Raw genomic sequence first — 22,196 nt, forward strand, 5'->3', positions numbered from 1 at the left:
CGCTTAAGCATCCATTTCATTGCGCATGGGCGATAAAATAGCCCCTAAAGCGTCAGCTATATATTCTTTTTGATGATCTTGATTTTCAGCAATAGCGTTAACTAATACACTACCAACAATGACACCATCAGCACATTTGCTTACTGCCGCTGCCGTTTTTGAATCACGTATACCAAAACCAACACCAATTGGTAAGGCGGTAATTGCACGCAATGCATCCACATGTTTTTTAACACTTTCAACATCTAGTTCAGCAGAACCTGTCACGCCTTTTACAGAAACGTAATACACATAACCTGAAGCCAAATCACAAATTTTCTTTGCTCGCTCAGGTGTTGTCGTTGGTGACAGCAAATAAATCAGATCCAAATCGTTCTCACGGAAGTATTCTACTACATCTGTCGCCTCTTCTGGAGTCAGATCCACTAATAAAATGCCATCAACACCCGCTTCTTTTGCTGCATTTGAAAAAGCTTGATACCCAAAAAACTCGATTGGATTCAAATACCCCATCAAAACGACAGGCGTTGTCGTATTGCCTAGCCTAAATTCAGCGATGATTTGCAGTACTTTTTTGACACTGGTTCCTGCGGCTAAGCTTCGTTCACAAGCCAATTGAATCACTGGACCATCAGCCATAGGATCTGAAAAAGGCATGCCGATCTCAATCACATCAGCTCCAGCATCTACTAGAGCATTCATCAGTGTCACTGTGTAATCTGGGCTAGGGTCTCCAGCGGTGATATACGGAATGAGCGCCTTTTTACCAGATTTTTCTAAATTTTCAAAACATTGTTTAATGCGACTCATACTTCTATCCCATCTAATTCTGCAACGGTAAGAATATCTTTATCACCACGACCAGAAAGATTTATTACTACAATCTTATCTTTTTCCATCGTGGCGGCTAGCTTCATCCCGTAGGCAACAGCATGGCTTGATTCAAGTGCTGGCATAATACCTTCTAAACGAGTCAAATCTCTAAAGCCATCCATCGCCTCATCATCATTAATCGCCACATAATTAGCGCGTCCAATATCTTTAAGCCAAGCATGCTCAGGACCAACACCTGGGTAATCCAAACCCGCCGAGATAGAGTGAGTGCCGATAATCTGACCATCATCATCAGCCATGACATAAGTACGATTACCATGAAGCACACCAGGGCGACCAGCACTCAGAGGTGCAGCATGACGACCCGTTTCAATTCCATCGCCACCCGCTTCAACACCATACATAGCAACATTTTCATCTTTAATAAATGGGTGAAACATACCAATAGCATTAGATCCGCCACCAACACATGCGACTAACGCATCAGGCAAACGACCTTCTTGAGCTAAACATTGGGCTTTCGTCTCACGACCGATGACAGATTGAAAATCGCGAACCAATTTAGGGTAAGGATGAGGACCCGCAGCCGTACCAATAATATAAAAGGTATCGTCTACATTTCCTACCCAGTAACGCATCGCTTCATTCAGCGCATCTTTTAAGGTCTTAGTACCAGATTCAACAGAAATGACCTCAGCACCTAACAACTTCATACGGTATACGTTAAGTGACTGGCGACGAATATCCTCCGCCCCCATAAAAACCTTACACTTCAGACCCAAACGAGCGGCAACGGTGGCAGAAGCAACACCATGCTGCCCAGCCCCAGTTTCTGCAATAATATTTGGTTTCCCCATGTGCTTGGCAAGCAAAGCCTGACCAATAGTATTATTTATTTTATGAGCACCAGTATGATTTAAATCTTCGCGCTTTAAGTAAATCTTAGCTCCGCCCGCTTTTTTGGTCAGACGTTCAGCAAAATAAAGTGGAGATGGGCGGCCAACGTAATGAGCTAAATCATGATCAAAAGCAGCCTGAAAAGCACTGTCTTTCGATAAGCGCTCATACATTTTCGCCAAATCATCCAAAGCAGACATCAGCGTCTCAGAAACAAATGTGCCACCATAAGGCCCAAAACGACCATGAGAATCCGGTAAATCTAAGTTAAAATCTTTGCTATCCACATTTCGCTCCACTAATGAATTCTTGAACTTTAGACTCACTCTTAATGCCTTTTGACAACTCAACGCCACCACTAACATCTACGGCATAAGGTCTAACCTGCGTTATCGCTTGCTGAATATTGCTCGGCGTTAAACCGCCCGCCAGAACAATTGGTTTAGACAAGCCATCTGGTATTAATGCCCAATCAAACACTTCGCCCGTTCCGCCAGGGACGCCAGCTTTATAAGCATCTAATAACATAGCAATTGCACTTGGATATTGATCAACCAAAGCGGTTACATCATCACCGCGCTTAACTCTTAATGCCTTCATATAAGGACGCTGATATGAAAGGCATTCAGCCTCAGACTCACCACCGTGAAATTGTATAATCCAACGAGAGCTGCCATTTATAACAGAATTGATGAGTGCCGCGTCAGCATCAACAAATAAAGCAACAGGCGTTACAAAAGGAGGCAGTTTATCAACAATAGAATTCGCCATATCAGGCGAAACATATCTTGGGCTTTTTGCGTAAAAAACAAAACCAACCGCATCAGCACCATGACGACACGCCATAAGCGCGTCTTCTAAATTGGTTATTCCGCAGATTTTAACTCGGCAATTCATAGTTAGGCTCGTCTACATAAGGTAAAAAATGAGGACCTAAATGTCGCTTTGGCACATTAAAGACATCAGGGTATTGAGCATCCACAAAATACAGACCAGTTGGTGGCGCAGTTATACCGCCCTTGGTACGATCCTTTGCTTCTAACGTTTTTTTCGCCCAGGAAACGGGTTTCTCACCAGCCCCTATAGACATCAAAACACCAGCAAAATTTCGAATCATATGATGCAAAAAAGCATTAGCGCGGACATCTATAACAATGTATTGACCCAGCTTCTGCACATCAAAGTTTAGAATTGTACGGATAGGCGTATTGGCTTGGCAGCCAATTGCTCGGAAAGAAGAGAAATCATGTGTACCCAGAAACACTTTAGCAGCTTCCTTCATGGCATTAACATCAAGCGTCTTATATGTCCAAGTCACTCCTTTAGCCAATATTGCCGGACAAAAATCCGACGAATAGATAACATAACGGTAGCGACGACTTAATGCACTAAAGCGAGCATGAAAGTCATCTGTAACAGAGCGTGCCGCTACTACGGTAATATCCGTAGGAAGATAGGTATTAACACCTATTGTCCACGCACGCTCGTTACGCTCTACTTCTGTTTCAAAGTGAACCACTTGGGCGCTTGCATGGACACCGGAATCAGTTCGACCTGCACAAACCACCTTAACTGGGTGATTTGCAATAACAGACAATGCTTTTTCTAAATTCTCCTGAACACTTGGAACACCAAATTTCTGTGCTTGCCAGCCCTTGTATTCAGAGCCATTATATTCAACAACTAGTACTACTTTATTAGTCACTTGGGAACATTCGCTCCATCATATTCTGTGCTTCAGCTATTTGCTGCTCATTACCTGACTCAATTACATCATCTAGAATGACGCGCGCCCCCTCTTCATCCCCCATATCCATATAAGCTCTTGCTAAATCAAGCTTGGTCGCCACTTCATCACCGCTAGCGTCGAAGAAGTCAAATTCTTCTTCCTCATCACTAACATCTTCATCTTCCGCTGCTTCAGCTTCACCAAATGAAGGTACTTCAATCTCATCTTCTTCTTGCTGTGCTTCTGCTAATGTTTCTTCAATTGAATTGGCTAAGGAATCATTTGGGGCACCACTAAAAATAGAAGCCTCATCAACATCATCCTGATCCACGTCGTTTAGCAAACTAGAAACAAAAGACTCTTCTTCACTTTCAGTTTCATCATCTACGCTTGGATCAACAGTCGTTTCAGTTTCAGTTTCAGTTTCAGTTTCAGTCTCAAGGTTTGATTCAACCGATTCTGGCGTCATAGTAGGAATGTCTTCTTCAACAAAAGACTCAAGCTCATCTAACTCGTCTTCGCCATCAAGATCCATTACCGATTCAGGCAGGTCATCCGTTTCATCAAATGACGCAAATGCATCATCCTCTAGCGCACTTTCAAATTCATCTTCCGGATCTTCAGAAAAATCCATATCATCTGTTACTGCTGAATCTTCAAGGTCTGTAGTAGCAACCTCTTCCCCAAAAGAACCAAAGTCATCTAGACCATCATCGTCATCAGGAGTGTCGAAATCAAAAGCGAAAGGGTCTTCCTCTTTTAGCTCTACCTTTTCTTCAACTTTTTCATCATCTAAAGCGTAATCCGCTGCAGCAACCGCCGCCACAGGGGCTACAACCGCAGCAGATGAGAGATCAAACTCATCCTTTTTTGATGTGTCTTGCTCCTCTTGTTTTTTTCCAGCTCGACGCATAACCAAACCAATCAAGAAGCCAAGCAAGAGCAATACTACCGCACCGATCGCCACAACAATTGGGTTGCCAAATATTTTATTAACAATTGAATCGGCTTCAGCCTGCTCTTTTTCACGACGAATCTGATCAGCCTCTAATAGCTGATCAACCGTATTTTTCTGCTCCTGAAGCGCCTGCTGAGCACTGGCAAATTGTTGCTGTAACTCCGCCATTTGCTTATCTTTTAAGCTAATGAGCTGCTCCAAGGTTTCAAGCTGCTTATTTAAATCACCCAATTGACTAGATAGCTCACTTTTTTCACGCTGCTCTTTATCCAGCAGCTCTTGAGAAGCAGACAACTCCCCCCGCAAAGCACTTAGCTTGGCATTATCATCATCACCAGCATTCGAACTGGCTGCATTCTCAGGCAATAGACTTTGTCCAGACGCCAAGGTTAGTTTATCGCCTCCAACCGAAGACTCGTTGGAAGCAGCCTTTGCCTTCGCTTGAGTATTTAGTTGAGCCTGCTCTACTGCCGAACTATCTCTTGACCCTTTTAAAGCCATCCAAGCATCATGCTGACGCTGAAACTCTTCTTGTGAAGTAGATCGATTAAAGAGAGCAATTTGATCCTGTGTTGGTAAGCGTAAAATAGCACCTTCTTTAAGAAGGTTAATATTATCAGAATAAAAAGCATCTTTATTAAGCGCCTGAATTGCCATCATTGTTTGATAGATGGTTAGCTGATTCGTAGGGCGATTTTGACCCGCAATAGACCAAAGCGTATTCCCTTTCACTACATTCATTTGACCTTTCACAGTCATTTTCTCTGCAGAAAGAGTCGCTTGTCGAAAAACGGTTTGATTTGAATCATCAGACGAAGAAGTAACAGGAGCCGACTGAACCACTTCCTTTTGCGTTTTATTAACTAACGCGGATTGATTTAAAGGCGTTTGATATTCTCTAACAATCTGCCCACTCGGCCAGCGAGCAGCTAATATAAAATGCAACTCATCGACACGAAGCGGCTGATCTGAAGACACAGCAACCACAAGGTCACCGTTGTCGCGAACAACGTCAAATTTTAACTGAGAAAGAACTCTCGTTGGTGCAAATCCTGCTTGTCGGAATTCACTTTCACTACCGAGACGAATCAATATATCGTTATCAGTCAGAGCACCAACATCAGACAGCTCGATCTTTCCACGATAGGGTTCGCCCAAATTTGATTGAGAGGTTAGCTCACCCAGTTCCAATGCGTAACTGCTGGACACATACAGCGCACCTGACACAGCAATACTAACGAGGGTTTTTCTGAGCATAAGCTTCCCTTTATTTACAAATTATGGACATAAATATCAGAACAAGTATCTTACACAGGTGACCATTTATCAATAGCTTTAGAATCAATGGTTTGCACTTAATACTAGAGAGAGATAAAAAATACAAAAACAAGAGTTTTTTACACCTAATAACTTAAAAAATGACGCCTAAAATAAAACCCTTGAACAAAGTCTACACCGATCTGTCGAGCAAAAACTAAGTCTTCTTCTCTCTCCACACCCTCAAGAATAACCTGTTTACCTGTAACATGAGCAAAATCAATTATCTTTGAAACAAACACCATAAAATTAGCATCTAATCTATTATCTAGCACACATTTATCCAATTTTATCCATTCTACCAATTGTAATACAGCAACAGATAACATCGATTTCGGGTTACACAAATCATCTAATGCGGTACGAACACCTAACCCATTAAACAGCTCAATCATAGACAAACTCATTAACGCATCGCTTATCTCAGAGTTTTCTATCAACTCAACCACCACCCGATCACGCCCAGCTAATTGAATAAGTTCAACAAAAGGATTATTTCCCACATCCTGCCCGCAAGCGTAAAATGCATCCTGATCTAAATTGACAAACACCTTCTCCGAATTACACAGACGATCTAGCTGAATCTTTTTTTGAGCCAACTCAACTTGAAACAATAGCAACGGATTATCATGCAGCGCTGCATAAACATAATCAGGCCTTATAAATTCCCCCACCGCAGACCTAAACCTAGAAAGGGCCTCATATGCGAATATTTCTCTCGTTTTCATCTCCACAATTGGCTGATACTCAACTCCAAACCGTCTAGACTCAACCAACTCCAACAGCATTTTTTGTGTTACAAAATCCATTTCAAAAACCCCAAATAAAACGAGAACGACACTCATTAACATAAAGATTCATTATAAAAAAAAACCTCGCTAAATAGCGAGGTTTTCTTTTATTTCAATGAGTTAGAGAGGGATTACATCATCCCGCCCATGCCACCCATTCCGCCCATGCCACCCATATCAGGCATGCCACCAGCGTCATCTTTAGCCACATCAGCAATCATAGCTTCAGTCGTGATCATAAGACCTGCTACAGAAGCGGCTGCTTGAAGCGCAGAACGAGTTACTTTAGCTGGATCTAGGATACCCATTTCCAACATGTCGCCGTACTCACCAGTCGCCGCGTTGTAACCGTAATTTCCTTCACCTTGCTTAACTTTATCTACAACAACGGAGGCTTCAGCACCTGCGTTGATGACGATTTGACGCATTGGCGCTTCCATTGCACGTAGAGCAAGAGTAATACCAACGCTCTGATCTTCGTTTTCACCTTTAAGATCAACAATTTTAGTCAGCGCGCGAACTAGAGCAACACCACCACCAGCAACAACGCCTTCTTCAACTGCTGCGCGAGTTGCATGAAGAGCATCATCTACACGAGCTTTTTTCTCTTTCATTGCCAACTCAGTCGCTGCGCCAATTTTGATGACAGCAACGCCGCCAGCCAATTTAGCAACACGCTCTTGAAGCTTCTCTTTGTCATAATCAGAAGAAGAGTTAGCCATTTCCGCACGAATTTGTTCTACACGAGTAGTGATATTTGCTGCATTGCCAGCGCCATCAACAATTGTTGTGCTTTCTTTTGTCAAAGTAACGCGCTTTGCCGTACCAAGCTGCTCAAGAGTAGCTGTTTCAAGACTCAAACCAACTTCTTCAGAAATAACCGTTGCACCAGAAAGAACAGCAATATCTTCAAGCATTGCTTTACGACGATCACCAAAACCAGGTGCTTTTGCAGCCGCCACTTTTACGATGCCACGCATAGTGTTTACAACCAAAGTTGCCAACGCTTCGCCTTCAACGTCTTCAGCAATAATCAATAAAGGACGAGACGCTTTGGCAACACCCTCCAATACTGGTAGCAAGTCGCGAATGTTTGAAATTTTCTTATCAACAAGAAGAATGAATGGGTTTTCAAGTTCCGCGCTCATTGTTTCTTGATTATTGATGAAGTAAGGAGATAGGTAGCCGCGATCAAACTGCATACCTTCAACGACAGCTAGCTCATCTTCAAAACCAGAGCCTTCTTCAACTGTGATAACACCTTCTTTACCAACACGCTCCATTGCTTCAGCAATAATTTTACCTACTGAAGAATCAGAGTTAGCAGAAATTGTACCTACCTGCTCAATAGCACGAGTGTCCGTACAAGGGGTAGATTGCGCAGCAATCTCTTTAACAACGGCAGCCGCCGCTTGATCAATACCACGCTTAAGATCCATTGGGTTACGGCCCGCAGCAACGGCTTTCAAACCTTCAGCCACAATAGCTTGCGCTAAAACAGTTGCCGTAGTTGTGCCATCACCAGCGACATCATTGGCTTGAGAAGCAACTTCTTTTACCATTTGCGCGCCCATGTTTTCGAACTTATTTTCAAGTTCGATTTCTTTCGCTACTGTTACACCATCTTTAGTAACAAGCGGTGCACCAAAAGATTTTTCAATAATAACGTTACGACCTTTTGGCCCCAGAGTTACTTTTACTGCGTCTGCAAGAACATTCACACCCTTCAGCATTTGCTGACGAGCGCTATCTCCAAATTTAACTTCTTTAGCTGCCATTTTCTTATACCTTAACTGTTGTAAATGCTATGAATCGTAATAGAGCTACAGGGAGAATTAGGCTTCAACAATGCCGTAAATTTCATCTTCCTTCATGATAAGTAGCTCATCACCTTCGATTTTAACGGTTTGACCAGAGTATTGGCCAAACAACACAGTATCACCAACTTTAACGGCTAAAGCTTGCACATCGCCATTTGATTGAATACGGCCAGTGCCAACAGCCAAAACCTCGCCTTGAGTAGGCTTTTCTTTAGCAGATCCGGGCAGAACGATACCAGATGCAGTTGTTGTTTCTTCTTCTTTACGTCGAACAACGACACGATCGTGCAAAGGACGAATATTCATTGATCAATCTCTCCAATTAAAAACGATACCAGGACTCCCCTGGCTGGATAATCCTACTGCATACATAGTAGGAAGCTTTAACAAGAATCTATATACGGCTACACAAGCCAATTTCAACCCCGAAAATGAATTATTTTTTATCTATTAAGTCATTGTCATCTTTAGGTTCTTTTGAATACTCGCCATCAATTGTTTCACCACTGGACTGAGCATCATAACTTCCATAAGGCGCCCATTTAGACCCTTTTTTCACCATAGATGCAACAAAATTAACCAAGAGCCCAGCCGCAAACAGTTTACGTAGCGGCGGAACCAGCAACAACCCACCAATAATATCTGTCACAAAACCTGGCATTAATAAGCACAAGCCTGCAAAAATCAGCATAACCCCTTCTGCAACCTCAGAGGCTGGCAACTCGCCGCGGCGCATTTTCTCTTGCGCTTTAAGAGATGTTTCTAAACCTTGCTTACGAATTAAAGTCACGCCTAGAATAGCGGTTAGAAATACCAAACCAACTGTCGCCAGGGCACCAATTTGACTGCCAACTTTTATTAAGACTGATAGCTCAATAACGGGAATGAGTATGAAAAGCAAAAGTGCAAATCTCATATTTACCTTCTTTGTTTTAAATGTATTTATTTATCTAAGGGCAAAATACAATGAATCAACCGATAGATAGATTTAAATCTCAGGTGTTGCATATTTTAAGTGAAATACCCAAGGGTGAATGCATTGCTTACGGAGAACTTGCAAAACTAGCGGGTTTTCCAGGTTATGCAAGGCAAGTTGGCAGTTTAATGAAAAAACTTCCCAAAGACACCAAACTGCCTTGGCACAGAGTAATAAACGCACAAAAAAGAATTAGTTTTCCAGAAAACACAGACGCCTACTTAAGGCAAAAGGAAAGATTGGAGCAAGAAGGCTGGGTTATTGTAGGGAACAAACTAAGTCTCAATAAAAACCCAACAAAGAAATAAAAAAGCCACCGTACAACAATACGCGGCAGCTTTTTAAATAAAATTAATCTCTAAAGTTGGTAAATTGAACTGGCTGAGCCAACTCAGCACCGCGCAATAAAGCCATGACTTGCTGAAGGTCATCTCGTTTTTTACCAGTAACACGAAGCTGATCACCTTGAATCTGCGCTTGAACTTTCGCCTTGCTATCTTTGATCATCTTCACGATCTTTTTCGCTTCGTCAGTTTCAAGACCTTCTTTCATTTTTACAGCTTGAGAGGCACGCATATTCCCTTTTACGACATCTTCTTTTTCTAAACTTTTTAAATCAATCCCACGGCTAACCAATTTTTGGTTTAAAATATCAGACATCTGACGAAGTTGAGGTTCTGCCTCAGCTTCCATGACGACGCTTTTTTTGTCTTTAACTTCGTAGTGCGCTTTCACGCCTTTAAAGTCATAACGCGTTGTAATCTCTCTGTTTGCCTGATCGACTGCGTTAGTGACTTCGTGCCAATCTAACTCAGATACTACGTCAAATGATGGCATTTTCTGCTCCTTTGCATTTTCAATAATGTATTTTGGGGCGATAATAACAGGGATTGAAATAAAACACCTAATGGAAACCTATTATGAAGAACACGCCTTGGTTAGTCATCGGCGCTGGCGCTATCGGCCTCTTTTGGGCCTGTAAGCTAGAAAAACTCGGCAATAAAGTCCATCTAGTGTACCGATCAGAAAGTCCAGGGAAGAAAATCACACTGGAATCACTTGCCGATGAAGACGGTCAACAACAAGTTTCTGTAACGAAGCATAAAATCAAAAGCTTCAAAGCAGAAGATCTTACCGAGCAATATGACAAGGTACTAATTTGTACCAAATCTTTCGATCTTAAAGATGCTTATTCTCAAGTTGCGGCACATGTTAGTGACAATGCCGATATAGCTTGTCTATGTAATGGAATTGGTGCACAAGAAGCGCTTCAGAAAACACTGATGGAAACACAAACACTATGGGCAGGAACCACCAGTGAAGGCGTTTTAAAAATTGAAGCCAACCACATAAAGCATACTGGCTTAGGAGATACCTACTTTGGCGAATGGCGACAATCAACACCCGCAAAGTACTTCCCCATTGAGTCTCTCACGGTTGCCAACATCCATCAGCGCATGATTGAGAAACTGGCAGTCAACGCCGTAATTAACCCCATAACCGCCATTTTTAACATTCATAATGGCGACATTTTAAATGATGAGTACAAGTCATTAATTGACGCGACACTATCTGAATTATCAAGTATTTTCACCCACCCAAAATTCAGCTACTCACAAGAAAGCCAACACCTAACCCAAGAAAATCTCAAAAACCGAGTACACACCATTGCTCAACTTACTCGTTTGAACCGATCTTCGATGCATGAAGATATTCGACTACAACGTCAAACCGAAAACAGCTTTATTTCCGGCTTTCTACTTAATCATAGCCCGATAGAACTGCCTGTCCAGCGCTTGCTTTTCGAGGGTGTAGCCCATGCGGAACAGCGTGAAGAGGTCAAAAAAAAGCTGCTAAGTCTTCCTTAGCAGCTTTTTTATTGAGCCATAAAATCTAGATTTTAGAGATCTTTTCTTTCGTGAGCAGAATTTTCTTCTCTTTATAAAGTGCACCCAACGCTTTCTTGTACGTTGCCTTACTGACTTTAAAAACAGCATAGATAGCTTCTGGAGACGCTTTATCCGTCAACGGGGACTCACCACCATGAGCATCCAGATAATCTAAAATATCATCTAAAATGTTACGTACTTTTTTGTAGCCCACTTCTTGCAAGCTTAAATCGATCTTGCCGTCTTCACGCATTTGCTTAATGAAGCCGACAGTCTTTTCACCTTTGCGGAGCTGCCTAAACGCATCTTCGAAAAACAAAACACCCCAAAAACGGTTATCGATAACACACTTAAAACCAATATTCGTTTTGTCGCCGATAATAATAGACACTTTATCGCCTACACGATAAGGCGCCTCTTCACGGTTCAGCAACGCATCCACTTTGGTCGTCGCGACAATTCGGTTTGTCGTTTGATCAAGGTAGATAAACAACAAATGCGTTTCGCCTTCTTCTACGCGGTTCTTCTGTTGACTAAAAGGCACCAATAAATCCTTTGGCAATCCCCAATCAAAGAACGCACCTACTTGATTTACCGCTATTGACGTTAATGCAGCAAACTCCCCAACTTGAGCCTTAGGAAACTCAGTGGTGGAAATTAATTTATCATCTGAATCCAAGTAGACGAATACTTCCACTTCGTCATCGACCGTTACACCTTTTGGTACATAACGCTTAGGTAATAAAATTTCACCCAATTGATCGGCGTCTAAATACACACCAAAATCTTTCTCTTTAACGACTCTTAATGTATTTAAGCGCCCAATTTGTGTAGCCATGAGTTCTCCGGCAAGCAATTTTTTTCGCACTATACGCACTTCATTCGTAAGCGCAATACAGTTCATTTTGAATGTTATAAGTTAGTCATTATCTGCTTTCATACAACCAGCAAATATACCGTCTAATTTAGACTTTCCAAGCTCTTCCATTTTTTCAATATTTTGATTTGGTATCTCGGCAGTATCTCCGTAGAACTCAATCGCCTTATCAACACTCGCCTCTCTTAAAAGATGCAACATAGGATAAGGTGAGCGATTAGTGTAATTAGAAACATCATCAGGCTCTGTGCCTGAAAAACAATAATCAGGGTGAAAAGTTGCCAACTGATAAACCCCTTCACAACCTTGATCAAACATAAGATTTTCCGATGTTTCAACAAAGTCTAAATATCGATGAAAGTCTTTAAACAAGGTCGGAAAAATTAGCAACGTTGTTTCTGTCTCAGGATGTTCGTCCAACCACTGAATTTCCGCCATTAACTCTTCTAACGCCACATCTATTTTTTTTGATCGCAACACCACGCAGCGCACACTGTCACTTTCCACTTCACGTTTAGCAAAAGGACAAACATTTAACGCCACAATAAACTCTTTTACCCATGTCATTGTTTGGGTGGTGACTAACTCATCTGATAGCAGCATAACGTGTCTTCTTATAAATATTTGATGGTATTTTAGAGCAAAGCGTACAAAGGGTCTAACTTATCCAATTATCATCTGAGGTTTAGATTTCGAATCCTCAGAAAACAAGGTATCATGGCTCATATTACAGTCCATTATAGTGGTCATACGCCCAAATTCATTATGATTATCATAGTTAATTTATGACATTCATAGTTGGCCGTGCCACTTATCCCGCTACAGAGAGTTTACATGTCATTTGCTGAATTAGATTTGGATTTCACCATAGAACAAGCCATTAGTGATATTGGCTTTGAAACCCCGACAGAAATCCAAGAACAAGCTATACCAATCGCCTTAGAGGGTTCTGACCTACTTGCAACTGCCCCGACTGGTACGGGCAAAACCATCGCTTTTTGTGCGCCAGCTATTCAGCATATACTTGACCGTGATGAACAATCTACTACCGCTCCAAAGGTGCTAATTTTAGCACCTAGTCGCGAGCTAGCACGCCAGATTTTTAATGTTGTAGAGCAATTAACGCAACATACACGCATTCAATCTCATCTTATTATTGGTGGCACGCCTTACGGTATGCAGCAGCAGCAACTAAGTGAGCCTTGCGATATTTTGGTTGCCACACCCGGTCGCCTTGTCGAATTAGACGATAAACAATGGCTAGACCTAACAGATGTCTCTTACTTTGTTATTGACGAAGCTGATCGCATGCTGGATATGGGTTTTGTTAACGCGATTAACCGCATTGCCAAAGAACTGCCAAAAGAACACCAAACATTGATGTTCTCCGCCACGTTAGAAGGCGAGAAAATGGGCCGTTTTGCCAGCGCACTATTAAACAGCGAAACTCAACAGATTCGCCTTGGTGAATCTTCTCGCACAGTGCCAAGCCAAATTCGCCAAATTGCCTACCGCGTCGATAGCGAAGAACACAAAGAAGCCGTACTAAAGCATTTGTTAACACAAGAGCGCGTTCAACAAGCGGTTTTGTTTGTTTCCAATCGAGAGCATGTTGACGTATGGGTTCAACGCATCCGTAAAATGGGCTTAATGTGTGACGGCTTGCACGGCGAAATGAAGCAAGGTGATCGTAGTGAGCATATGAAACAGATGAAACGCGGCCGCCTACAAGTGTTAGTCGCAACCGATGTGGCCTCTCGCGGTATCGACCTTCCTGAAATCAACACCGTCATTAACCTTCGCTTGCCTCGCAAAGCCGATTCCTATATTCACCGAGCGGGACGCGCTTCACGAGAAGGCGCACCAGGCGACTGCATTTCATTAATCGACATCAACGACTTGCCGATGATTGAAAAAATTCAACGTTTCATGCAAGCCAACATTAAATTCGGCCGAATTGAAGGGCTAGAAGCAAAAACAAAAGCTCGCTCTCCAAGCAATAAGAAGAAAAAGAAGAAACCAGCTCCTAGCAAAAAATAATGCCGAAAACTGGCTTATAGAGTTTAGAAACAACAAAGGCGCTAATTTAAGCGCCTTTGTTGTTTTCATCACTAGCAAGCACAAGAGTAAAATTTGACCCTACACTGATCCTTAGTCAAATTTCAAAGTGTGTAACTTGCGCTTCGCTTTGGTTTCAAGATAAGAACGGTTATGTTGATTCACATGCACCTTAGTCGGAACCAACTCGGCAACATCAATACCGTGCTCTATAAGCTGTTGGGCTTTATCTGGGTTGTTTGTTAACAAGCGCACCCTAGAGACACCAAGAGCTTGCAACATCTTCGCAGCAACACCAAAATCACGACCATCATCAGGCAAATGCAACATTTCATTGGCTTGATAAGTATCATAGCCTTGATCCTGCAAAGCGTAGGCTTCTAATTTTGCATACAAACCAATGCCACGACCTTCTTGACGCAAATAAAGAATATAACCACCTTCTTCATTTATACGATCTATCGCTTCATCAAGCTGCTCGCCGCAATCACAACGACCAGAACCAAATACATCGCCAGTTAAACACTCTGAATGCAGGCGAACCAATGGAATGCTGTCGTCGCCCTTTTCCTGTGTACCCTCGAAAAATATCCCTATATGTTCTTTGCCCGAGTCATCGCCATTAAAGGAAATGAATTCAGCCATTACGTCGCCCGCCCTGACGGGAATCATCACTCGACGTTTAATTGTCAAATCACTCATACTACTTCTCTACTAGGGATTTTCTTAACTTTACGTATTTATGTAAGTATAACGCGCATTAATTTGGTCAAAAGCAAAAATATCAATGTTAAATAAGGAAATAACGCTTTAAATCAAATGATCTAGGGGTAAAGAAGTACTCTCTTTCACACTGCGCAACAAAAAGCTTGATTGCACACCAGTCACACCAGGTATACGCGTTAACTTACCTAATAAGAAATCATGGTATTTTTCCATGTCTTCTACCACGACTTCTAGTAAGTAATCACAGTTTTGTCCGGTCACTAAATTACAATTTCTTACTTCAGGGAAATCGTCTATCTCATCTTCAAACACACTAAAACGATCTGGCGTGTGTCGGTCCATACTGATCTGCAAAAATGCCGTTAATTTTAACCCCAAACTCGACTTTTTCAGAATAGTGACTTTACGATCTATCACTCCGATTTCTTCAAGCGCTTTCACTCGACGCAAACAAGGTGATGCAGAAAGGCCAACCCGATCCGCCAACTCCTGGTTGGTTAAGCTAGAATCTTGCTGTAACTCACGCAAAATATTCAAGTCGATTTTATCAAACCCCATATCACCAGCTCCAAATCACTAATTTAATCAGCCATCACGCAATATAATGCCACACAAATTGAATTTTACATAAAAAACGCAATCTTTTACTCATATTTTTTGGTTACACTATAAAAACTGAAGAAACAAAGAAACATTTAAAAACTAAGCGTCTACTCGAAACGCTCTAATAACAACGGGGTTTACCGACCCCTTATTAATAAGGACAAAATCATGTCGTCTTTTGACCATACGAAATACTCGCCATTCAAACCCGTCGCCATTACAAATCGTACCTGGCCTGACAACACAATCACTAAAGCCCCTATTTGGTCTAGTGTCGACCTGCGTGATGGCAACCAAGCATTGGTAGAGCCAATGACTGTGGAACAAAAGAAACAATTTTTTGCTCTACTTGTTGATGTTGGCTTTAAAGAAATAGAAGTTGGCTTTCCTGCGGCCTCGCAATTGGATTTTGACTTTGTCCGCTGGTTGATCGAAGAAGACCAAGTGCCAGACGATGTTTACATCCAAGTTTTGACTCAAGCGCGTCCAGAATTGATTGAGCGCACTTATGAGTCCCTAAAAGGTGCGAAGAAAGCCATTGTCCACGTTTACAACTCAACCTCTACAACACAGCGTGAGCAAGTGTTTCGCATGGACATGGAAGGCATTAAGCAAATCGCTGTTAATGGCGCAAAATGCGTAAAAGAACACGCAGCTAAACACCCAGAAACAGAATGGGTATTTCAATACTCGCCTGAAAGCTTCACCGGCACAGAAATTGATTACGCCATTGAAGTATGTGACGCTGTGGCCGATGTTTGGCAACCGACTCCAGAAAACAAAATTATTATCAACTTGCCTGCGACAGTAGAAGTATCTACCCCTAACCGCTACGCAGACCAAATTGAATATTTCTGTCGTAATGTCAAACAACGTGACAGCATGATTATAAGCTTACATACACACAACGATCGTGGTTGTGGTGTAGCTGCAGCAGAATTAGGCGTAATGGCTGGCGCAGACCGTATCGAAGGCACATTACTAGGTAACGGCGAGCGTACCGGCAACATGGACATCGTCACTATGGCGATGAACATTTACAGCCAAGGCATTGATCCAGAGTTGGTGTTAGGCGATATGGATCGCATCATAAGTGTGGTCCAAGCTTGCACCTTGTTACAAGTTCATCCGCGTCACCCATACGCAGGTGAATTGGTGTTCACTGCTTTCTCTGGCTCTCATCAAGATGCGATTAAGAAATGTTTGGCCAACCAAACTGACGACAAACCTTGGGATGTGGCGTACTTGCCAATTGATCCTCGTGACGTCGGTCGTAGTTACCAAGAAGTCATTCGTGTTAACAGCCAATCCGGTAAAGGTGGCGTCGCTTATACTCTTGAGCAAGAATACGGTTTGGCTTTGCCTCGCTGGTTACAAGTAGAGTTTAGTCCTATTGTCCAGCAATTTGCCGAAAAAGACGGCGGAGTTGTCAACGCAGAATCCATGAAAGAGCTATTTGAAAGCCACTTCATGACAGGATCAACGCCTTATAAATTGGGTAAATATGATCTTGCAAAAGATGATGTAGACACCGTTCACGCCGACCTTATTGGTAATAACACCAGCGTTAAAATCACTGGTGATGGCAACGGAGCTTTGTCTGCTTTTAGCGAAGCGTTAGGCAAACACTTCAATATGCGTGTGGATATTATCCAATACCAAGAACATGCATTGACTGTTGGCAGTAACTCTCAAGCCATTGCCTATGTTCAAGCCAATATTGATGGTGATCGCTTTAATGGTGTTGCGATTGATAACGATATTGTGTCGGCCTCAATTCAAGCTTTGTTGGCAACAATAAACCAGAAGGTCACTCAGACAGAAGATTCTGCGGTTGCTTAAATAGTCCCCAGATAGAAAAAGGCCGAAAATCGTTAGATTTTTCGGCCTTTTTTATGAATACATTTAGTAGGTGACAAACATGCCTCTAGGGATGATAAACCACTTTGTTTCGTCCCGTCTCTTTTGCCTCATACAAGGATGCGTCTGCACGCTTTAATAATGCGGCTTTATCCTCTACTTTTTCTCCTGTATACATAACTACACCAACGCTCGTCGTGATGGGGATTTCAATGTCTTCATAGCTTACTGGCTGCTCTGCAATGATCTTCCTATAACGATCAAAGACTTTGAAAACATCATCTTCTTTCACATTATGCAGGATAATACCGAACTCCTCTCCACCCAATCGACCGATAATATCACTGTCTCTTAGTGCAATTTTGATTCGCTTTGACACCTCAACTAAAACAGCATCACCAGCCTCATGTCCATAGGTATCATTGACGACTTTAAATTTATCAAGATCAAACATAGCCAATGCCATATGCACACCATAACGACGAGTGAAAGACATTTCTCGGTCTAGGACAAACTCAAAAGCGCGGCGATTGGCAACATCTGTTAAGTGATCTGTTGATGCTAAATGCTCAAGAGCGAGATTAGTTTCAACAAGTCGACGCCTCATATCGGCAATACGCTGCATCGCTAACATTTTTGCCGACAACACTTTTTGGCTAATAGGCTTCATTAGATAATCATCGCCACCAGCTAAAATAGCCCCTTCTATGTCATCGTCTTCAGCGCTGGCGCTTAAAAAAATGACTGGCAACCACTCTTGTTTTTCCTGCTCTTGAATTTTACGAATCGCTCTGACCGCGTCAAAACCATTGAGACAAGGCATTTGGACATCCATCAGAATCAAGTCCAAATCCTGAGAGTTTTCCACAAACAGATCTATAGCTTCCTGACCATTATTGGCTTCTATTGTTCCATAGCCTAGCTTTGATAGGTGTAATTTCAGCAACAATCGGTCAGTCTTGGTATCATCTACGATGAGTACTCTCATTGCCATTACAACATACCCTGCAGCTTACCCTTCACACTTTGATACATGACCAGTATTTCTCTTAATTTTGCTTCCAATTCAGGCACATTGCCCTGACGACCTTCCTGCTCAAGTTGAGCCGCCATCGAAGACATAGTCATGGCGCCAACATTTTGACTAACCGACTTTAAGCTATGGGCTAATCGCTCAATGGACTCGTAATCTACTTCACCTTCATGATTAATGATTTCATCAAAAGAATTAGTAATACTATCTGCATCTTCGTAAAAAGCATCAATCAATAATACAAAATCTTCACCAAGCAATGTCTTTAATTCGTTCAGTACCGATTCATCAATAATGTCATTAGATGGCTGAACAGCGAAAACAGAGCCGTTCGGCAACTCATTTTTATCGGAAGAACTATCTTGTGATTGACTATTGTTCGGCATCCATTCATTCAGCATATCGATAATCTCCTTCTGCTTAAAAGGCTTTGGGACTAAGCCATCACCACCAGCACGTAGCACTTCTGAAAAGGTTTCCGCCATAACATCCGCGGTTAATGCGATAATTGGCACCCGACTGTTACAACCACTTTTTTCACCTTGCCTAATTCGCCGCATGGCTGACAATCCATCCATAACCGGCATATGTAAGTCCATAAAAATAAAATCAGGCTTATGCAAGTCATTCATTTCTATGCCAATAGCGCCATTTTCGGCACCAATCACATCATACCCCATTCTATTGAGAATACCTTGCGCAACAGCCATGTTGGCCTTCATATCCTCAACAACTAAGATAAGACCTTTTTTATTTTTATCAGTAACATCTCGAGTTTCGTCATCATGGCTCTCTGAATAAGTAACCTGATGCCCTAACATATTTTCTGACAACGCAGCTACTAAGCCTTGCTTCAATGCCAAAGCATCCACGGGTTTAGCAATGCATATATTGATACCTGCAACAGATAACTCGTGCTGTGTTAGCGAACCAGCTGATGACATCATAAGAATGATAGGCTGGTATAAAGAACCGCTCATTTCCCGAATCGCTTTCGAAAGCATCAAGCCATCTATTTCTGGCATCATGTAATCGATAATAACCAATTGATAAGGCTCACCTTGATCAATCGATTGCTTAATCAGTCCTAAGCCTTCAATAGGACTGAGTTCAGTGTCCGCATAAATATCACAAGATTTCAGCTGATTTTTGAGTATAGCTAAGTTGGTCGAATTGTCATCGATAACTAGGGTTTTCTTTCCAAGTAATAAGCGCTCATCAACTATAGTCTCAATATGCGACATGGCATGACTTTCGGGTAATGAAAGCGCTACTTCAAAAACAGACCCTACGCCCAACTCGCTTGACAAAGAAATACTACCATTCATCAATCCAATTAATTGTTTCGTAATAGCAAGCCCTAACCCAGTGCCACCAAACTTACGCGTTGTTGAACTATCTGCTTGAACAAACGCACTAAACAACTGTGGTTGAATATGCTTTGCAATGCCAACACCAGTATCCGCTACACCAATAGTAATGCTAGCCACACCCTGCTGATCAACCTCACCTTTAACGGATACCAATACATGGCCAGAACCAGTAAACTTGATCGCGTTACTAATCAAATTAATCAAAATCTGCTTAACTCGATACGCATCCCCCACAAGAAAACGTGGGCACGATTCATCGTACTCTACCAATAAATCAATACTTTTCTCTTCCGCCTTAGGCAGCAGTAAACGCACCACGCTATAAATAACTTTTTCTAAATCGAAATCAACCCGCTCAATAGAAAGGTGACCTGCCTCTATTTTAGAAAAATCCAGCAAATCATTAATTAGGCCCATAAGCCCTTCGCCAGACTCTTTGAGTATGCCTAACTGCGTTTTTTGCTCCGAATTCAAGCTGCTACCAGAAAGCAGCTCAGCCATACCTAGCACACCATTCAAAGGTGTTCTAATTTCATGACTCATAGTCGCAAGGAAATCACTTTTTGCTTTACTCGCGGCAACAGCTTGATCACTTGCCTTGCGTAGAACCACTTCTGTTTCTTTTCGAGAAGTAATGTCCATATTCACACCCACAAGATGTGATGCATGGCCTTTTTTATCGAATACTATGGCTCCATTGGACTTTAAATAACGCACTTGACCATCATTGCGCATGATTTTGAAATCAAAGTCTAACTCCTCAGAAATATGCGATGCATTTTCTTTGCTCGTAAAATACGCACCACTGTCTTCTAATCCAGCAAACACACTTCTTAATCTGGCTTTATCTTCTGAGTAAACGCAATCGTCCCAAACCTGCTGCGGCGGCTCTCGCGAACCAGCTACAAAGCCATAAAGTCGATACATCCAGTCATCCCAATGCAGGGTATTTTCTCGCAAATTAAATTCCCAGACCCCAATGCCAGCCGCATCGGCCGCGATAGACAAACGTAAGTTGGTGTCTATCATTTTTTGCTCAACTTCCAAACGCTCTGTTACATCACGAATATGTGCAATATACCCACCTAGACTGCCATCAGGGTTACGAATCATGCTGCCAATCGTTTCGGTATGAAAAATTTTACCCTGTTTGCTTTTGTAGCTAACGCGATAGCGGTTCAAAACATCTTCGACATTATCCTTGTAGGCTCTAGCTTGCAGAATAAAATCACTTTCATCAGCGTACAGAACTTGAGTCGACTTCCCTTTTAGATCATCAAGGCTATAGCCAAAAAGATCAGTGAATGCAGGGTTAAGCATTTTGATATCGCGATCTCGACCAACTAGGACGATTGCTTCTGGCGCATGTTCAAAAAGGGACTCAAAGAATATTTTTTGCTCACGCAGCTCACTCTCATATTGAACTTGTACATTTCTATCGTAGGAAAGCGTCATCTCATTACCAACCCATTGGGCAAGCAACTTCATTACCTCATAATCGTCTTCGCCAAAAGGCTGACTTTTAGGTTCTGGACTCGAAAAATTTAGTGTCCCCCAACGCTCTCCATTAACATAAAGCACAACACCAATATAAGCCTCTAATCCAAACCCCTTATAACAAGGGTGTTCTTTAATATCGCTAAGCGCCGTATGAAAATAGGAAGTTGGTAAATCACTGTTAAGAGTATGTACACAATAGGTGTTACCTAACTCAAACACGGCCCCAGGCAACACCTCTCCGTTTGGAGTATGGCTGTACTCAACTTGATAAACATCGCCCTTAATCGAACTAATAAGCCCTATAGGTAAAGCAAAGTGTTCGACACCAACTTGCAGAATTCTTTGTAGCTTATCATCCAAGGACAAATCAGAATTAGCCGTCACGTCATGCAAATGCTTCAACGTCTGCAACATTCGTTTTTGTGCGATCGCTTCATCACCCATTGACATAGATTTGCTTTTAGAAAGTAACGAAGAGGATAACTGGTCTTCAGACGAAATCACTAACGTTGAAAATAAATCGACTAGAGTAGTCACATGTTCTTCACGCAAACGTTCTTCCATTACACAAGGAGCGTCACTTAACAAACACAATCGAACCTCATCAGTAGACACTGTCTCTATGATGCAGCTAGACAGGCATGGAAAATCAGAGAATAACAAAGATAACGAAGGCGTTTTTTTTATATCAAGATATCGAGAGGAAGGTAATTCACTAAAGCGAGAAATGCCATCAATCAGGTCAACATGAGAAAGAGTACCAAGCTCGCCAGATAACACCACTCTTCCATCACTAAAAAGCAATCCTGCACAAGGCATCCCCAAAAGAGACCTGGCTACTTTTAAGGCCGCCTCAAATTGACTCATTCATTTCCCCTTGGTTCGCCATATTATAAAAGCCATAGGCAACACTGATAAATGTATTACCCTGTCTTATAAAACATAACAGCAAATG

General features: G+C 42.1%; 20 protein-coding genes. 4 read left to right on the plus strand and 16 right to left on the minus strand.

The window, feature by feature from the left end; translation table 11 throughout:
• Nucleotides 1-3 precede the first annotated feature (3 nt).
• The 9 genes from trpA to KDW99_RS11295 form a co-directional block, all read right to left on the minus strand.
• Nucleotides 4-810 carry a tryptophan synthase subunit alpha gene (gene trpA, locus KDW99_RS11255; protein ID WP_255824878.1) on the minus strand — a complete coding sequence of 269 codons (807 nt, stop codon included), beginning with the start codon at nucleotides 808-810 and terminating at the stop codon, nucleotides 4-6.
• Complete coding sequence (gene trpB, locus KDW99_RS11260; RefSeq protein WP_255824879.1) at nucleotides 807-2,018, minus strand: tryptophan synthase subunit beta; 1,212 nt, start codon at nucleotides 2,016-2,018, stop codon at nucleotides 807-809. The genes trpA and trpB overlap by 4 nt, the downstream gene beginning before the upstream one ends.
• The gene (locus KDW99_RS11265) at nucleotides 2,011-2,628 is read right to left on the minus strand and encodes a phosphoribosylanthranilate isomerase (RefSeq protein ID WP_255824880.1); all 618 of its coding nucleotides are present in this window, start codon (nucleotides 2,626-2,628) and stop codon (nucleotides 2,011-2,013) included. Before KDW99_RS11265 ends, trpB begins: the two co-directional genes overlap by 8 nt.
• Nucleotides 2,612-3,436, minus strand: a complete 825-nt coding sequence (gene truA, locus KDW99_RS11270) for a tRNA pseudouridine(38-40) synthase TruA (RefSeq protein WP_255824881.1) — start codon at nucleotides 3,434-3,436, stop codon at nucleotides 2,612-2,614. The genes KDW99_RS11265 and truA overlap by 17 nt, the downstream gene beginning before the upstream one ends.
• The gene (locus tag KDW99_RS11275) at nucleotides 3,429-5,675 is read right to left on the minus strand and encodes a FimV/HubP family polar landmark protein (RefSeq protein WP_255824882.1); all 2,247 of its coding nucleotides are present in this window, start codon (nucleotides 5,673-5,675) and stop codon (nucleotides 3,429-3,431) included. The genes truA and KDW99_RS11275 overlap by 8 nt, the downstream gene beginning before the upstream one ends.
• Before the next feature lie 146 nt (nucleotides 5,676-5,821).
• Nucleotides 5,822-6,544 carry an EAL domain-containing protein gene (locus KDW99_RS11280; protein ID WP_255824883.1) on the minus strand — a complete coding sequence of 241 codons (723 nt, stop codon included), beginning with the start codon at nucleotides 6,542-6,544 and terminating at the stop codon, nucleotides 5,822-5,824.
• A 113-nt stretch (nucleotides 6,545-6,657) separates the two neighbouring features.
• Nucleotides 6,658-8,304, minus strand: coding sequence for a chaperonin GroEL (gene groL, locus KDW99_RS11285; RefSeq protein ID WP_255824884.1), 1,647 nt, complete (start codon nucleotides 8,302-8,304; stop codon nucleotides 6,658-6,660).
• Between the two features lie 57 nt (nucleotides 8,305-8,361).
• Complete coding sequence (locus KDW99_RS11290) at nucleotides 8,362-8,652, minus strand: co-chaperone GroES (protein WP_012069737.1); 291 nt, start codon at nucleotides 8,650-8,652, stop codon at nucleotides 8,362-8,364.
• A gap of 130 nt (nucleotides 8,653-8,782) precedes the next feature.
• Nucleotides 8,783-9,262 carry an FxsA family protein gene (locus KDW99_RS11295; RefSeq protein ID WP_255824887.1) on the minus strand — a complete coding sequence of 160 codons (480 nt, stop codon included), beginning with the start codon at nucleotides 9,260-9,262 and terminating at the stop codon, nucleotides 8,783-8,785.
• A gap of 50 nt (nucleotides 9,263-9,312) precedes the next feature.
• Here KDW99_RS11295 and KDW99_RS11300 point away from each other — a divergent pair, with 50 nt between their 5' ends.
• Nucleotides 9,313-9,630 carry an MGMT family protein gene (locus KDW99_RS11300; RefSeq protein WP_304941359.1) on the plus strand — a complete coding sequence of 106 codons (318 nt, stop codon included), beginning with the start codon at nucleotides 9,313-9,315 and terminating at the stop codon, nucleotides 9,628-9,630.
• Nucleotides 9,631-9,673: 43 nt separating this feature from the next.
• On the opposite strand, the gene KDW99_RS11305 is transcribed toward KDW99_RS11300, so the two are convergent.
• Nucleotides 9,674-10,159, minus strand: a complete 486-nt coding sequence (locus tag KDW99_RS11305; RefSeq protein ID WP_255824888.1) for a YajQ family cyclic di-GMP-binding protein — start codon at nucleotides 10,157-10,159, stop codon at nucleotides 9,674-9,676.
• A gap of 83 nt (nucleotides 10,160-10,242) precedes the next feature.
• On the opposite strand from KDW99_RS11305, the gene KDW99_RS11310 reads away from it, so the two are divergent.
• Nucleotides 10,243-11,190, plus strand: coding sequence for a ketopantoate reductase family protein (locus tag KDW99_RS11310; RefSeq protein ID WP_255824889.1), 948 nt, complete (start codon nucleotides 10,243-10,245; stop codon nucleotides 11,188-11,190).
• A gap of 25 nt (nucleotides 11,191-11,215) precedes the next feature.
• Here the strand turns inward: KDW99_RS11310 and KDW99_RS11315 are convergent, their stop codons facing one another.
• Both KDW99_RS11315 and KDW99_RS11320 read right to left on the minus strand, forming a co-directional pair.
• Nucleotides 11,216-12,049: a CvfB family protein gene (locus KDW99_RS11315; RefSeq protein ID WP_114412186.1), complete on the minus strand. Its 834-nt coding sequence runs from the start codon at nucleotides 12,047-12,049 to the stop codon at nucleotides 11,216-11,218.
• Nucleotides 12,050-12,130: 81 nt separating this feature from the next.
• Entirely contained in the window at nucleotides 12,131-12,691 is a 561-nt protein-coding gene (locus KDW99_RS11320) for a DUF1415 domain-containing protein (protein WP_255824890.1), read from the minus strand.
• A gap of 231 nt (nucleotides 12,692-12,922) precedes the next feature.
• Between KDW99_RS11320 and KDW99_RS11325 the strand changes: the two genes are divergently transcribed.
• Nucleotides 12,923-14,128, plus strand: coding sequence for a DEAD/DEAH box helicase (locus tag KDW99_RS11325; RefSeq protein WP_255824891.1), 1,206 nt, complete (start codon nucleotides 12,923-12,925; stop codon nucleotides 14,126-14,128).
• 111 nt (nucleotides 14,129-14,239) lie between these two features.
• On the opposite strand, the gene ribA is transcribed toward KDW99_RS11325, so the two are convergent.
• Entirely contained in the window at nucleotides 14,240-14,848 is a 609-nt protein-coding gene (gene ribA, locus KDW99_RS11330) for a GTP cyclohydrolase II (protein WP_255824892.1), read from the minus strand.
• Nucleotides 14,849-14,956: 108 nt separating this feature from the next.
• Complete coding sequence (locus KDW99_RS11335; protein ID WP_255824893.1) at nucleotides 14,957-15,430, minus strand: Lrp/AsnC family transcriptional regulator; 474 nt, start codon at nucleotides 15,428-15,430, stop codon at nucleotides 14,957-14,959.
• Between the two features lie 213 nt (nucleotides 15,431-15,643).
• On the opposite strand from KDW99_RS11335, the gene leuA reads away from it, so the two are divergent.
• Nucleotides 15,644-17,317 (plus strand): 2-isopropylmalate synthase, encoded by a 1,674-nt coding sequence (leuA, locus tag KDW99_RS11340; protein ID WP_255824894.1) that lies wholly within the window; start codon nucleotides 15,644-15,646, stop codon nucleotides 17,315-17,317.
• An 85-nt stretch (nucleotides 17,318-17,402) separates the two neighbouring features.
• Here leuA and KDW99_RS11345 read toward each other — a convergent pair whose 3' ends face one another.
• Nucleotides 17,403-18,329, minus strand: coding sequence for a GGDEF domain-containing response regulator (locus KDW99_RS11345; protein WP_255824895.1), 927 nt, complete (start codon nucleotides 18,327-18,329; stop codon nucleotides 17,403-17,405).
• Nucleotides 18,329-22,108 carry a response regulator gene (locus KDW99_RS11350; RefSeq protein WP_255824897.1) on the minus strand — a complete coding sequence of 1,260 codons (3,780 nt, stop codon included), beginning with the start codon at nucleotides 22,106-22,108 and terminating at the stop codon, nucleotides 18,329-18,331. Before KDW99_RS11350 ends, KDW99_RS11345 begins: the two co-directional genes overlap by 1 nt.
• Nucleotides 22,109-22,196: the final 88 nt, after the last annotated feature.

The organism is Marinomonas rhizomae, assembly GCF_024397855.1.
In the GTDB taxonomy this organism is placed as follows: Bacteria; Pseudomonadota; Gammaproteobacteria; order Pseudomonadales; family Marinomonadaceae; genus Marinomonas; species Marinomonas rhizomae_A.

Bases quoted from the DNA above. Each gene is read 5' to 3' on its own strand.
- ribA (WP_255824892.1), bottom strand. From the start codon at position 14,848: ATGAGTGATTTGACAATTAAACGTCGAGTGATGATTCCCGTCAGGGCG.
- KDW99_RS11265 (WP_255824880.1), bottom strand. From the start codon at position 2,628: ATGAATTGCCGAGTTAAAATCTGCGGAATAACCAATTTAGAAGACGCG.
- KDW99_RS11290 (WP_012069737.1), bottom strand. From the start codon at position 8,652: ATGAATATTCGTCCTTTGCACGATCGTGTCGTTGTTCGACGTAAAGAA.
- KDW99_RS11305 (WP_255824888.1), bottom strand. From the start codon at position 10,159: ATGCCATCATTTGACGTAGTATCTGAGTTAGATTGGCACGAAGTCACT.
- leuA (WP_255824894.1), top strand. From the start codon at position 15,644: ATGTCGTCTTTTGACCATACGAAATACTCGCCATTCAAACCCGTCGCC.
- KDW99_RS11320 (WP_255824890.1), bottom strand. From the start codon at position 12,691: ATGCTGCTATCAGATGAGTTAGTCACCACCCAAACAATGACATGGGTA.
- KDW99_RS11350 (WP_255824897.1), bottom strand. From the start codon at position 22,108: ATGAGTCAATTTGAGGCGGCCTTAAAAGTAGCCAGGTCTCTTTTGGGG.
- KDW99_RS11275 (WP_255824882.1), bottom strand. From the start codon at position 5,675: ATGCTCAGAAAAACCCTCGTTAGTATTGCTGTGTCAGGTGCGCTGTAT.
- KDW99_RS11335 (WP_255824893.1), bottom strand. From the start codon at position 15,430: ATGGGGTTTGATAAAATCGACTTGAATATTTTGCGTGAGTTACAGCAA.
- KDW99_RS11325 (WP_255824891.1), top strand. From the start codon at position 12,923: ATGTCATTTGCTGAATTAGATTTGGATTTCACCATAGAACAAGCCATT.
- KDW99_RS11345 (WP_255824895.1), bottom strand. From the start codon at position 18,329: ATGGCAATGAGAGTACTCATCGTAGATGATACCAAGACTGACCGATTG.
- groL (WP_255824884.1), bottom strand. From the start codon at position 8,304: ATGGCAGCTAAAGAAGTTAAATTTGGAGATAGCGCTCGTCAGCAAATG.
- trpA (WP_255824878.1), bottom strand. From the start codon at position 810: ATGAGTCGCATTAAACAATGTTTTGAAAATTTAGAAAAATCTGGTAAA.
- KDW99_RS11310 (WP_255824889.1), top strand. From the start codon at position 10,243: ATGAAGAACACGCCTTGGTTAGTCATCGGCGCTGGCGCTATCGGCCTC.
- KDW99_RS11315 (WP_114412186.1), bottom strand. From the start codon at position 12,049: ATGGCTACACAAATTGGGCGCTTAAATACATTAAGAGTCGTTAAAGAG.
- KDW99_RS11280 (WP_255824883.1), bottom strand. From the start codon at position 6,544: ATGGATTTTGTAACACAAAAAATGCTGTTGGAGTTGGTTGAGTCTAGA.
- KDW99_RS11295 (WP_255824887.1), bottom strand. From the start codon at position 9,262: ATGAGATTTGCACTTTTGCTTTTCATACTCATTCCCGTTATTGAGCTA.
- KDW99_RS11300 (WP_304941359.1), top strand. From the start codon at position 9,313: ATGAATCAACCGATAGATAGATTTAAATCTCAGGTGTTGCATATTTTA.